The following is a 12,827-nucleotide window of genomic DNA, read 5'->3' as shown; positions in this document are numbered from 1 at the left end:
GCGCAAGGAACGGCCCGCTCGCATCTCCCTTGCCCGGCCTCAGGAGCGCGCGGCAGGGAGAAAGAGGCTGGTGGGCTCTCAGCGCGCCACGCAGTCGTTTCCCTGGAAGCTCCACTTCTCTATGGTTCCCGAGGCCCTGTCGACCACGAAGGTCGTCTTGCAGTCGAAGTTCAGCGTGTATCCCGTCCTGCCCGGGGTCGTGGAGGTGTAGGGAACACCGCCTATGGACGTGGTCCTGGTGGTCGGAGGGGTGCCGGGGTCGGTCACGACCCTGTGCCGTTGATACGTCAGGAATTTCTGCGTGCCGGTCTCATAGGTGGAGTCGGGGGCGCCCCACGCGCCGACCAGCTTCGCCTCGTCCGAGCCGACGAAGGTGTTGAGCGTTTCCGCGTACTTCTCCTTGGTGGCGCAGCCGTTGAGCAAGACCAGGAGGAGCGCAAGAATCGTTAAATATCTCATCATGTTCCCTTCCATTTTTTAGAGTCTATAGAGGCTGCGCGGCGCAAAGGATAAGTAGGGAAAGTATGTATTTCCCTGCCTCCTCTCGGTCATCATGCCTGGAGCTGCGGCTTCTCACGCCCAGCGTCCGATTTTTCCGGAGTTCAGCGCGCGAAAGGGGGCGAGGCAGAACTCAGGGCAGAAGAGTCCGGAGAGGGGCGCGCAGCCCCGTGGGGATGATCCCCCTGGCTGCCGGAGGCATTCCCGTCCGCCTCGACTTGGGCTACGATGGGCGTTCGCGGCTGTGGTCGGGAGCGTCCCCGCCGCATGGAAACAAGGCCTTGCGCCTCAGGCACGGGCATGAACGCACGCATTGGAGACAAGGAGTCAGGCAGTGGCCCGAGAAAGCGAGAAGACATCCGGCGAGGCATCCCCCCATACATCCCCCCATACATCCCCCCAGACACCCTCCGAGACGCAGAACGGCGCGCAGACGCTCGTCGCCACCCTGGTCGGGAGCGGGGTGGAGGTCTGCTTCGCCAACCCCGGCACGTCGGAGATGCACTTCGTCAGCGCGCTGGACACCATCGAGGGCATGCGCCCGGTGCTCTGCCTGTTCGAGGGCGTGGCCACGGGCGCGGCGGACGGCTATGCCCGCATGGCGGGAAAGCCCGCCTGCACGCTGCTCCATCTCGGCCCGGGATTCGCCAACGGCATGGCCAACACCCACAACGCCCGGCGCGCCCAGTCGCCCGTGGTGAACATCGTGGGCGACCACGCCACGTACCACGAGCGCTTCAATGCGCCGCTCACCTCCAACGTCGTGGGCTTTGCCGAGGCCATCTCCCACTGGACGCACCGCTCGCGCAGCGCCCGCACCGTGGCCGCGGACGCCGCGCGCGCGGTCCAGGCCGCCCGGCAGGCGCCGGGGCGGGTGGCCACCCTGATCCTTCCCGCGGACACGGCCTGGACGCCCGCGGAGCGGCCCGCGCCCCCGCTCGAGGTCTGCCCGCCGTCCAGGGTGGCGGACGGGGCCGTGGAGGCGGCGGCCAGGGCCCTGCGCAGCGGCAGGAAGACGGCGGTCCTCATGCGCGGCGCGGTGCTGCACGGCCCCGGGCTTTCCGCCGCCGGGTGCATCGCCGCCAAGACGGGCTGCACGCTCCTGTGCGACACCTTCACCCCCCGCATGCGCGCCGGGGCGGGGCTGCCGGTGGTGGAGAAGCTTCCCTACCGCGGCGCGGACATCCTGCGCCTCCTCGGAAAGTACGAGCAGCTGCTGCTGGTCGGGGCCGAGCCCCCGGTCTCCTTCTTCGCCTACCCGGAGCAGGAGAGCTGGCTGACGCGGCCCGACTGCAGGATCCTCACGCTGTCCCACGCCCACGAGGACGGCGACGCGGCCCTGGCCGCCCTGGCCGAGGCCCTGGACGCCTCGGTCCAGGGGTGCGGGGCGCCCTTCGCCCCGCCCGCCCTGCCGCCCGAGGGGCCGCTCACCGCGGAGGCCGTCATGCGCACCGTGGCCGCCCTCCTGCCGCAGGACGCCATCGTGGCCGACGAGGGCATCACCTCGACCCTGCCCTACACCTCGCTGCTCGCCAACGCCGCGGCGCACGACTACCTTTCGCTCACCGGCGGGGCCATCGGCGGCATCCTGCCGCTCGGCACGGGCGCGGCCGTGGCCGCGCCGGGCCGCAAGGTCATCGCCCTGGAGGGCGACGGCAGCGCCATGTACACCCTGCAGGCCCTGTGGACGCAGGCCCGGGAGAAGCTCGACGTGGTCACGGTGATCTACGCCAACAGGTCGTACGCCGTGCTCAACCAGGAGCTGCGCCTGGTGCAGGCGGCATCGCAGGGCGAGCGGGCCAAATCGTTGCTCGATCTGCACGATCCCTCCCTCGACTGGGTCTCCCTGGCCGCGGGCATGGGCGTGCAGGCCGTGCGCGCCGAGACCACGCAGGCCTTCGCCGCAGCCTTTGCCGCGGCCCTGGGCGAGTCCGGCCCCCGGCTCATCGAGGCCGTGATCTGAACCCCTGCCGTTGCAAACGAACGAGGCCGGTATTCTTTACGGAATACCGGCCTCGTTCGTTTTCGCCGTCCCCCCACGCCCAGGCTTCCCTTCGCCCTGTCGCCGGGCGTCTCGCGCGCGAAGCGGGTCAAGGGGTCACCCCTTGCGCGGGGATGGTCCAGGAAGGGGGCGCGCAGCCCCTGTGGGGATAATCCCCTCTGGCCGCCGGAGGCATCTTCTCTTCGTTTTTTCCGTCGCGCCTTACGCGCGGCGCAGGGTGTCGGCCAGCACGGAGCGCACGAGGTCTTGGGGCACGTCGTCGCGGCGGGTGGTCTGGCCGAGGGAGGTGGGCAGGATGAAGGTGATGCGGCCGCCGGAGTTCTTCTTGTCGCCGGAGGCGATGCGCAAAAGCTCGTCGGGGTCGAGGTCGAGCGGCGCCACGGCCAGGCCGTAGCGGTCGAGGAGCTGCTCGTGGCGGTGGTAGTCCGCGGCCGGGAAGAGGTTCATGGCGTTGGCCAGCCGGGCCGCGGCGCGCATGCCGTAGGCCACGCATTCGCCGTGGGTGAGGGCGTAGTGCATGGCGTCCTCCACGGCGTGGCCCAGGGTATGGCCGTAGTTGAGGACCATGCGGGGCCCGGCCTCGCGCTCGTCGCGCTCGACGATGGAGGCCTTGATGGCGCAGCAGGTGGCCACGGTGCGGATGACGGCCTCGCGCTCCAGGGAGCGGAGGGCGTCGCGCTTATCCTCGAGGTAGGAGAAGAATTCGGCGTCCGCGATGACGGCGTACTTCAGGACCTCGGCCAGGCCGCTGTCCAGCTCGCGCGGCGGCAGGGAGGCCAGGGTGTCGACATCGACGAGGACCTTTTTGGGCTGGTGGAAGAGGCCGATGTAGTTCTTGGCCCCGGGCAGGTTGACGGCGACCTTGCCGCCCACGCTGGAGTCGACCTGGGAGAGGAGGGTGGTGGGCACCTGGACGAAGGGCAGGCCGCGCATGTAGCAGCCCGCCACGAAGCCGGTCAGGTCGCCGACCATGCCGCCGCCCACGGCCACGAGGCAGTCCTTGCGGGAGATGCGCAGGTCGCGCAGGTCGCCGCAGAGGCGCTCGAACACGGCCAGGCACTTGCTCTGCTCGCCCGCGGGCACCGAGAGCAGGTCGGCCTGGACGTCGGCGGCGCGGAGGTCGGCGAGCAGGGTCTCGCCGAACAGGGCGCGGGTGGTCTCGTCGCAGACGAGGACGAGGCGCTTGCCGAAGCGGCCCCGGGCGAGCTCCCCGGCCGTGCGGCCGAGGAGCCCGGAGTCCACGACGATGTCGTAGGAGGCGTCCACCTCCTTGCGCAGGGAGACGCGCAGGCTCTGCATGGGATGTCGGTCCTCGGACTGCCGGGGCTAGTCCTTGGGACCTTCCTCCTGGTGGCGGATGGATTCCTCGTGGATGTACTCGTAGATGCGCGTGAGGAAGTTCTCGTCCAGCCCCAGCTCGCGGCCGTGGCGGATGCGGGTCTGCAGGGTCTCCTTCCAGCGCTTGGGCTGGAAGACGGTGAGGCGGGTCTTCTTCTTGAAGCGGCCGATCTCGCTGGCGATGTCCATGCGCTGCTTGAGCAGCGAGATGAGCGTGCCGTCGAGCTGGTCGATGATGCGGCGCAGCCCCTGGATGTAGGCGAGCTCGTCGTCCGAGGGGGTGGCGCGCATGGGGTTGAGGCTCGCCAGGAGCTTGCCGAGGTCCGCGGGCTTCAGCTGCTGCTTGGCGTCGGACAGGGCCACGTCCGGGTCGATGTGCGACTCGATCATGAGCCCGTCGAAGGTCAGGTCCAGGGCGGTCTGGGCGACTTCCGCGATGAGCTTCCTGTTGCCCGAGATGTGCGAGGGGTCGCAGATGATGGGCAGGTTGGGCACGCGGTGGCGCAGCTCGATGGGAATCTTCCAGTTGGGCTTGTTGCGGAACCTGGACTTCTTGTAGGCGGTGAAGCCGCGGTGGATGGCCGCGAGCTTGGTCACGCCGGAGTTGTTCAGCCGTTCCAGGGCGCCGAGCCAGAGCTCGAGGTCCGGGTTGATGGGGTTCTTGACCATCACGGGCACGTCGACGCCTTTCAGCGCGTCGGCGATGGGCTGCACGGAGAAGGGGTTGACGGTGGTGCGCGCGCCGATCCAGAGGACGTCGATGCCGGCCTTGAGCGCGGCCTCCACGTGCTCGGGGGTGGCCACCTCGGTGGTCACGGGCAGGCCGTGGGCGGCTCCCGCCTCCTTGAGCCAGCGCAGGCCCGGCTCGCCCACGCCTTCGAAGCAGCCGGGGCGGGTGCGGGGCTTCCATAGGCCCGCGCGCACGACATTCACGGGGAGCTTGGCGAGTCCGGCCACGGTGGCGTGGACCTGCTCTTCGGATTCGGCGCTGCAGGGGCCCGCGATGACGAGATAGTCGCCGTACGCGATGCCCCAGTCCCTCAGTTGCTCGGCCTTGATCTTGACGGTCATGGGCATCCTCGCATGGGGTGGTGTGCCGCCGACGCGCCCCGCGTGCGGCGGGGGCGCGACGGCTGGCGCATGCTATGTTTTTTCAGCCCCATGCGCAACCGGACATTATTGTTCGTAGTTGCGGCGGCAGTAGAGCGAGCAGATGGTGTCGACCTGGGCGGTGACCGAGCCGCAGGTGGGGTTGTAGACGCGGTTGGAGGCGACCTCGTTGCGCATCTGGGCGCACAGGTTCAGGCACTGCTGCAGGTCGCCGTTGAAGGCCTCGAGCCTGCTCGAGTAGTCGTTGCAGATCTGTTCCTGCACGAAGGGGTCGCAGCCCATGACGCCTCCGCCTCCGTCGTTGTTGTCGCCGCGGCCGGAGGTGCCGGGCGAGGAGGCGAAGCGGCACTGGAAGCGGAAGTCCGAGATGTCCATCGGCGCCGGCTTCAGCCCGCATCCCGCGGACACGCTCAGGGCCAGGGCGGCGAGGGCGCACACGACGACGAGGGCCATGGTGGTCTTCTTCATGACGGAGCTCCTTGTATGGCGGCCATCATAGCACATCGCCCCGCGAAAGCGAGAGGGACGGGGCATGGCGCGCCAGAAAATCCTCGGCCATGTGCAGTGCCTGGGCCGAGTCGGACAGGGCCATGTCCATGAGCCGGGTCTGGCCGAGGAGCAGGCCGAGGAGCCGGAGCGCCTCGCGGGTCTCGGCCTCGGGCCGCCTGCTCAGGCGGGCGTCGATCATGTCGCCCTTGGTGCGGGCCTCGAAGCCCACGCGGGTCAGGACCTCGCGCAGGTATTCCAGGCGCAGCAGGCGGCGGTCGAAGTCCGCGCCGCCGCCCTTGAAGCGCAGGGAGGCGTAGTTGGCCTCGGGATGCGGCCCGCACAGGGCGTCCACGGTGGCGAAGTGGTAGCCGAAGCGGATCATGGCGTGGCAGTAGTCCGCGGAGAGCAGGGCGTAGCTCGAGAGGCTCTTGTCCGCGAGGCTCAGGATGCCGCCGGAGATGCGGTCGAAACGCTCCCAGTCCAGGTGCCTGAGCCCCTCGTGCCAGGAGATCTCCGGCGCGGTCAGCCCGTCCCACAGGGCGCGCATGGGCGCGGAGCGCAGCGCCCCCGGCGGCACGCTCTCGCCCGCCAGCTCGGGGTCCACGCCGCCGTCGAGGTCCAGGACGTAGAAGGAGAGCGGCAGGTCGGTCTCGAGCGGCCGCGCCTGGCCCAGGCCGCGGCCCTTGCCGCCCAGCGAGAACATCTCGGCCACGCCCTTCTCGTGGCAGAAGCGGACCACGTCGTGCAGGCTCGCGCAGCCGCGCGGGGTGAAGTCCGGGCTCCCCGGATCGGTCAGGGTCAGGCGCGAGAGCGCGTGCAGGACCGGGGAGAGCCGCTCGCGCAGGCGGGAGGGCGGACGCTTGCGCTCGCGCCCGGCCAGGCGGCGCAGGGGCTCGGCCACGCCGTCGTAGACCACGCCCGAGTCCGCGTCCACGGTGACCACCTGTCCCGGGCGCAGCACCTGCATGGCCGAGGGCGCGCCCACGAGCACGGGCACCCCGAACTCGCGGGCCACGGAGGCGAAGTGCCCGGCGCGGCTGCCCGCCGGGGAGATGACCGCCGTGAGGCGGCCGAGCGCCGAGGCCAGCTTGGGCGAGAGGGTGCGGCAGATGACCACGGAGCCGGACGGGATGTCGCGGCCGTCCGTGATGCGGCCGGGGAAGAAGACCCGGCCCACGGCCACGCCGCCCGAGGCCGAGGCCGCGCCGTCGATGAGGCGCGGGTTGGCGATGTCCTCGCAGACCTCGGCCGCAGGGTCGCAGGTCGCGGGCTCCTCGTGCTGGAAGGGGCGCGACTGCACCACGTAGAGGCCGTCCGAGGCGTCCAGGCACCACTCCACGTCCTGCGGCCCGCCGAGGCCCCGCTCCAGGGCCATGCCGTGGCGCCACAGCTCGTGCAGCCGCCCAGGGGTGAGGTGCGCGGCCAGGGGGGCGGGCGCGGCCCTCTGCGCATCGGGCGCGGGCCCCTCGACGACGCGGCCGTCCTCGCGCGCGAGGCGCCAGGTGAGCGGCACCACGGAGCCGTCCACCAGCTTCTCGCCCGCGCCGGACACGGCGTAGACCGCCATGTGGTGCTCCGGGCAGGGCTCGTCGCCGTCGGGGGCCGCTTTGTTGTTCTGCGCGGGCGGCGCGTCGTCGGTGTAGATGACGCCCGAGGCCGCGGGGTCGAGCATGCGCACCACGGCCACGGCCATGGGCGCCTCGTCGTCCGGGATGCCGTAGCGCACGCGGTAGGCCACGGCGCGCGGGGAGTACTTGGAGAGGTAGACGTCGCGCACCGCGGCCGGGACCTCGGAGGCGGGCACGAAGAGGCGGGAGTCGTAGAGCCCGGCGTAGGACAGGCGGCCGTCCTCGCCCACGGCCGAGGAGCGCACGGCGAAGAGCGTGACCCCCTTTTGCGCGAGCCCGGCCACGGCCGTGCCGAGCTCCTCCGCGACCTCGACGGGCAGCGCGGCGTCCTCCACGGCCTCCTGCATCATGGCGCACAGCTCGTCGAAGTCCTCGGGCTCGTCCACGCGCACGCGGGAGAGGGTCTCGTCGAGCCGGGCCCTGAGCCCGGCGCGGGACAGGAAGAGCTCGTAGGCGTGCGTCGTCAGGGCGAAGCCCTCGGGCACGGGCAGTCCGAGCGCGGCGGCCGCGCCGAGCCCGGCGGCCTTGCCGCCGCACAGCTCCGGCCGCGCGGCGGCCTCGGCCAGGGAGAGCACGTAGGGCGGGCCGGATTCCCGCGCGGGCTCCGCGAAGGCCGCGCCGACCTCGGCCAGCAGCTCGTCCAGGCGGCCGGGCAGCTCGCCGTAGTCCGCGGGGTTCATGGCGCACAGGCTGTCCACGAGGCGGGAGAGCGACCAGGAGAGGGCGCGGAAGAGGGCGCTGGCGCGCGCCCAGTCCGCCGGGATCTGGCCGTAGAGGATCTCCTCGATCTCGGTGATGCACTCCAGGGCGCGCTTGTCGTGGGAGAGCAGGGCTCGGAAGGCGTCGTACTTGCGCTTGAGAGCCGTCTCGGGGGCGAAGATGCGCTCGGCCCAGAAGCGGAAGAGGCGGGGAAGCTGCATGGCGGATTCCTCGTGCGACGTCCGCGCGATGCGCAAAGTCGTTGTCGGGTCGGGACGGCCGCGGCCGGGCGGGGGCTAGCGGCCGCTCTCTTCCAGGGCTATGGCCACCTTCTCCTCGAGCTCGTCCTTGTCGATGGGCTTGACGCAGTACTCGAAGGCGCCCAGCTGCTGCGCCTCGCGCGCGGTCTCGAGGGTGGGATAGCCGGTGAGCATGATGACCCTGGTCGCGGGCGAGAGCTTCTTCAGCTCCTCGAGCACGTCCACGCCGCTCATCTTCTTGAGCTTGATGTCCAGGATGGCCACGTCCACCTTGTGGGCGCGCACGTACGCCAGGGCGTCCTCCTCCTCGGTGAAGGGCTCCACATCGTGCCCCTTGCGGGAGAGGATGCGTTTGATCATCACCCCGGCGTCCAGCACGTCGTCCAATACGATGATCCTGGCCATGTAACCTCCTGTGTCGCAGGGCGTCGTGGCCGCCCGCTTCGCGAGGCTAGCCTGAAACGCGGCGTTTTGCCAGCCCGAAGCGGTGCAGGGGCCGATCCGAGGGCATGCCGCCCCGCCCTCGCGCGTCCCGGCGGCCCCGTCCCGGAGCGCGCCGGGCCAAAAAAGAACTTACCAAAAGGCCCGGCGCGATGTATGGTCCCGGTATTCATCCACAGCCCGGCGCGCGCCGCCGGAAAGGGGGACCGACACAATGACCGACATCGCCGCCCTGCTCGGAGACGAGGCAGGTTCACTCCTCGAGCACGTCTGCACCACCTTCCCCAAGGAGCGCCTGCACCTGCCGGGGCCGGACTTCGTGGACCGCGTATGGGCCCTTTCGGACCGCACGCCGAACGTGCTCAGAAACCTCCAGGCCATCCTCGGCCACGGGCGCCTGGCGGACACGGGCTACGTCTCCATCCTGCCCGTGGACCAGGGCGTGGAGCACTCGGCCGCGGCCTCGTTCGCGCCGGAACCCGTCTACTTCGACCCCGAGAACATCGTCCGCCTGGCCATCGAGGGCGGCTGCAACGCCGTGGCCTCCACCCTGGGGGTGCTCGGCTGCGTGGCGCGCAAGTTCGCGCACAAGATCCCCTTCATCCTCAAGCTCAACCACAACGAGATGCTGACCTACCCCGGCAAGTACGACCAGATCCCCTTCGCCTCCGTGCGCCAGGCCTTCGACATGGGCGCCGTGGCCGTGGGGGCCACGGTCTACTTCGGCGCGCCCGAGTCCAACCGGGAGATCCAGGAGGTCTCCGAGATGTTCCAGGCGGCCCACGAGCTCGGCATGGCCACCATCCTCTGGGCCTACCTGCGAAACCCGGCCTTCAAGAAGGACGGCAAGGACTACCACACGGCCGCGGACCTGACCGGCCAGGCCAACCATCTGGCCAGCACCATGCACGCGGACATCGTGAAGCAGAAGCAGGCCACGCTGAACGGCGGCTACACGGCCATCGGCTTCGGCCACACCAACCCCAGGGTCTACGGCGAGCTGTGCACCGACCATCCCGTGGACCTCTGCCGCTACCAGGTGGCCAACTGCTACATGGGGCGCTGCGGGCTCATCAACTCCGGCGGCGGCTCGGGCAAGAACGACATGGCCCAGGCCGTGCGCACGGCGGTGATCAACAAGCGCGCGGGCGGGCTCGGCATGATCTCGGGCCGCAAGGCGTTCCAGCGGCCCATGGACGAGGGCGTGAAGCTCCTGAACGCGATCCAGGACGTCTACCTCGACGAGACGATCACCGTTGCCTGACGACTCGCTGCCCGACGAGGCGGAGCGCGGCGGGGGCGACAAGTCCGCCGCGCCCTCGGACGGGGATTCCGACCCGCAGGGGCAGAGTAGCGCGCGCCGCGTGCCGCGCGTCCTGGCGCGCGAGCCGCAGCCGCGGGGCTCGGTGCGCCGCGCCGTGCTCCTGCCCCTGGCCGCGGCCCTGGCCCTCATCGTGGCGCTCGGCAGCACGGGCGCCTGGTTCCTGCTCGGCCGCGAGGCCGCGCGCGAGGCCCAGGCCACCCGCGACCTGGCGCTGCGCGAGATGCGGCGGCGCATCTCCTCCGAGGCCAGGCGGCTCTTCGGCTTCATCGACTTCCTGACCGCGCGCGACGACCTGGCGCGGGCGCTCGAGGTCACGGACCGCGTGCGCCTGCTGGCCCTTGCGGGCGGCGATTTCGCCCGGCTGCGCGCCACCCAGGGGCTCGACCGCTTCCTCATCCTCGACGCGGAGCGCCGCGTGGTCTGGCGGCTGCACGAGCCCGCCCGCATGGGCGACGTGCGGCTGCACGACCCCGTGCTTGCCCTGGACGGCGGCGCCGTGTCCGGCCGCGGCCTCTTCGACGCGGGCGGCCGGGCCGCGGGCCTCGAGGTCTCCCCGGCAGGGCGCCTCGCGCTCTATGCCGCTGCCCCGGTGGTGCGCCAGGGCCGCGTGCTCGGCTACATCGAGCTCGGCGCGGACATGGGGGGCCTTCTGCCCTCGGTCGCCGGGCTCATCGGCGCCGATCTGGTCCTGACGGTGGACAAGGGGCTGCTCGACCGGCCCGCGTGGGAACACGGCGCGGCGGAGCGCGGCTTCGTCCAGGGCTGGGACGAGCTGCCGCGCGAGGCCGTGGTCCAGGCCACGCTGCCCGCCCTGCCCGACGGGCTGGCCCGCGCCCTGGCCGCGTCCCGCGCGCCGCGCGCCGCCTTCCTCGCCCCCCAGGAGGGCACGGACTACCTGGCCGGGGTGGCGCCCCTCGGATTCCTTTCGGGAACTTCGGCCGGGACTACGGCGGAAACGGTCGCGGCCGAGGCCGCGGCGCCCCGGGCGCGGCTGGCCGTGCTCCTGGACGTCACCTCCCGGCGCGCGGCGGCGCGGGCCTTCTGCCTTGGGCTGGCCGCGTTCGGCGGGCTGCTCGGCTGGCTGGTGTTCGCGCTCTTCAAGAGGCGCATCGCGGGCGTGGAGCGCTCCCTGGACGAGGCCGACGCCGGGCTTCGCCGCGAGATAGGCCGCCGCGCGCGCATCCAGGACCGGCTGGCCTCGGCCACGCGCGCGGCCCGCGCCGCGAGCCGGGCCAAGTCCGACTTCCTGGCGACCATGAGCCACGAGATGCGCACTCCCCTAAACGGCATCATCGGCTTCGCCGACCTGACCCTGGAGACCCCCCTGACGCCGGAGCAGGGCCAGAACCTCCGCTACGTGCGCGAGGCCGCCTCCTCGCTCCTGGCCGTGATCAACGACGTCCTGGACCTCGCGCGCGCGGACACGGGCCGCCTGCACCTCGCCTTTGCGCCCTTCGACCCGCGCGCCGTGTGCGCCGAGGTCGTGGAGCTCTTCGGACGGAAGGCCGCGGAGAAGGGGCTGGCGCTCGGCCTGCACGCCGGGCGCGAGGTGCCCGCCATGGTCGTGGGCGACGCCGCCCACCTGCGCCAGATCCTGCAGAACCTCGTCGGCAACGCCGTCAAGTTCACCGCCGCCGGAGGGGTGCGCCTGATCGTGGAGTCGTCGCCCGCGTCCGTGCCGGGCAGGGGTCCGGCCCGGGAAGACGTCCCCGCGGCGGCCATGCGCTTCACGGTCGAGGATTCCGGACCGGGCATTCCGGAGCGGCTGCACGAGTCCATCTTCTCGGCCTTCACCCAGACCGAGGAGACGCTCACGCGCAGCCACGGCGGCAGCGGCCTGGGCCTCGCCCTGGTGCGCCGCCTGGCCGGGCTCATGGGCGGCGAGGTGAAGCTGCGCAGCACCCCGGGCCACGGCTCGTCCTTCAGCCTCTCGCTGACCCTGCCCCTGCCGCCGGGGCCCGCGACCGATGCCCTGGCGAAAAACAGGGCCGAGCCGGACGGGAGCCGGGAGCCCGGGGACGCGCCGGACGGGGCCCGGCAGCGTTCCCTGCGCGTGCTCGTGGCCGAGGACAGCCTGGTCAACCAGCACCTGGCGAGGCGCATCCTGCAGCGCCTGGGGCACACGGCGGTCGTCGCCCCGGACGGCCGCGAGGCCCTGGCCCACCTGCGCGAGGGCGGCTACGACCTGGCCCTGCTCGACCTGAACCTGCCGGGGCTCGACGGGCTCGCCCTGGCCGGGCTCGTGCGGCGCGGCGATGCCGGCGTGCCCTCCCTGCCGCTCCTGGCCGTCTCGGCCACCCCGGCGCGCCTGGCCGAACCCCGGGCCCGCGAGGCGGGCATGGACGGCTACCTCGAGAAGCCGCTCTCCGTGGAGAGGCTGGCAGGCGCCGTCGAGGCCCTGCTGCCGCCCTCCGGCAAGTCCTGAAGCCGGTCCGGCAAAGGGCGCCGGGGCGAAAGTGCCTGCCGCCGCTTCTTCTTCTTGTTCCTCTCCGCCGCTTCGTGCTAGGCTTTGAGCCAGAATCCCGTCCGCCCCGCGCGGTCCCCGTCCGGCCCCGTTCCCGCCCCTGTCGGGCCTGCCGGGCGGGAGGACGATCGTCCGGGACGGCGGGAAGCCCAGGAGGATGCGCCGATGGCTGAACTGAAGATTTGGGGGGAGTCGCAGATCGAGCTTCTGCGCCGCGACATGGACCAGCTCTTCGCTGCCCTGTGCGACGACTTCGGGCTGCCTCCCCTGAAAGGCGCCGCCGGGATGCGCGTGCGCCTGGACGAGGCGGAGAGGCTCGTGGTGGTCGAGGTCGATCTGCCCGGCTTCTCGGGCGACGAGATCGAGGTCGCCGCCACGGAGCGCAGCCTCGCCGTCACGGCCCGCAGCGCGGGCGGCGGCGCGTCGCGCAGCCTGAAGAGGAGCATCGGCCTGCCCGTGGCCGTGGAGCCGTCGGGGGCGCGCGCCGCGCACGACGGCCGCACGCTGACCGTGACCCTGCCGCGCCGCGCGGGCACCGTGGCCCGACTCTCCGTGACCTGCGAAAACACCTGAC

Annotated in this window: 10 protein-coding genes; 4 read left to right on the top strand and 6 right to left on the bottom strand. The window is 71.7% G+C overall.

Features of this window, described 5'->3' with window-relative positions; translation table 11 throughout:
• Positions 1 to 78: 78 nt before the first annotated feature.
• Positions 79 to 462 (bottom strand): hypothetical protein, encoded by a 384-nt coding sequence (locus tag DSX2_RS06225; RefSeq protein WP_020880315.1) that lies wholly within the window; start codon positions 460 to 462, stop codon positions 79 to 81.
• 370 nt (positions 463 to 832) lie between these two features.
• Between DSX2_RS06225 and DSX2_RS06220 the strand changes: the two genes are divergently transcribed.
• Positions 833 to 2,461, top strand: a complete 1,629-nt coding sequence (locus tag DSX2_RS06220; RefSeq protein ID WP_020880314.1) for an acetolactate synthase large subunit — start codon at positions 833 to 835, stop codon at positions 2,459 to 2,461.
• Positions 2,462 to 2,701: 240 nt separating this feature from the next.
• Here DSX2_RS06220 and aroB read toward each other — a convergent pair whose 3' ends face one another.
• From aroB to DSX2_RS06195, 5 genes are all read right to left on the bottom strand, one after another.
• Positions 2,702 to 3,799: a 3-dehydroquinate synthase gene (gene aroB, locus DSX2_RS06215; protein WP_020880313.1), complete on the bottom strand. Its 1,098-nt coding sequence runs from the start codon at positions 3,797 to 3,799 to the stop codon at positions 2,702 to 2,704.
• 27 nt (positions 3,800 to 3,826) lie between these two features.
• Positions 3,827 to 4,909: a bifunctional 3-deoxy-7-phosphoheptulonate synthase/chorismate mutase type II gene (locus DSX2_RS06210; RefSeq protein ID WP_020880312.1), complete on the bottom strand. Its 1,083-nt coding sequence runs from the start codon at positions 4,907 to 4,909 to the stop codon at positions 3,827 to 3,829.
• A 105-nt stretch (positions 4,910 to 5,014) separates the two neighbouring features.
• Positions 5,015 to 5,416, bottom strand: coding sequence for a hypothetical protein (locus tag DSX2_RS06205; RefSeq protein ID WP_020880311.1), 402 nt, complete (start codon positions 5,414 to 5,416; stop codon positions 5,015 to 5,017).
• 25 nt (positions 5,417 to 5,441) lie between these two features.
• Positions 5,442 to 7,985, bottom strand: a complete 2,544-nt coding sequence (locus DSX2_RS06200; protein WP_020880310.1) for a PEP/pyruvate-binding domain-containing protein — start codon at positions 7,983 to 7,985, stop codon at positions 5,442 to 5,444.
• Positions 7,986 to 8,060: 75 nt separating this feature from the next.
• Complete coding sequence (locus tag DSX2_RS06195) at positions 8,061 to 8,429, bottom strand: response regulator (protein ID WP_020880309.1); 369 nt, start codon at positions 8,427 to 8,429, stop codon at positions 8,061 to 8,063.
• 250 nt (positions 8,430 to 8,679) lie between these two features.
• Here DSX2_RS06195 and DSX2_RS06190 point away from each other — a divergent pair, with 250 nt between their 5' ends.
• From DSX2_RS06190 to DSX2_RS06180, 3 genes are all read left to right on the top strand, one after another.
• Positions 8,680 to 9,729 (top strand): class I fructose-bisphosphate aldolase, encoded by a 1,050-nt coding sequence (locus DSX2_RS06190; protein WP_020880308.1) that lies wholly within the window; start codon positions 8,680 to 8,682, stop codon positions 9,727 to 9,729.
• Positions 9,722 to 12,214, top strand: a complete 2,493-nt coding sequence (locus DSX2_RS17500) for an ATP-binding protein (RefSeq protein ID WP_020880307.1) — start codon at positions 9,722 to 9,724, stop codon at positions 12,212 to 12,214. Before DSX2_RS06190 ends, DSX2_RS17500 begins: the two co-directional genes overlap by 8 nt.
• Before the next feature lie 204 nt (positions 12,215 to 12,418).
• Complete coding sequence (locus tag DSX2_RS06180; protein WP_020880306.1) at positions 12,419 to 12,826, top strand: Hsp20/alpha crystallin family protein; 408 nt, start codon at positions 12,419 to 12,421, stop codon at positions 12,824 to 12,826.
• The last annotated feature ends 1 nt before the right edge of the window (position 12,827 follow it).

Origin of the sequence: Desulfovibrio sp. X2, assembly GCF_000422205.1 — a bacterium.
In the GTDB taxonomy this organism is placed as follows: domain Bacteria; phylum Desulfobacterota; class Desulfovibrionia; order Desulfovibrionales; family Desulfovibrionaceae; genus Alkalidesulfovibrio.
Note: the sequence above shows the minus strand (reverse complement) of the source record. Positions and strands in the feature narration are given on the sequence as shown.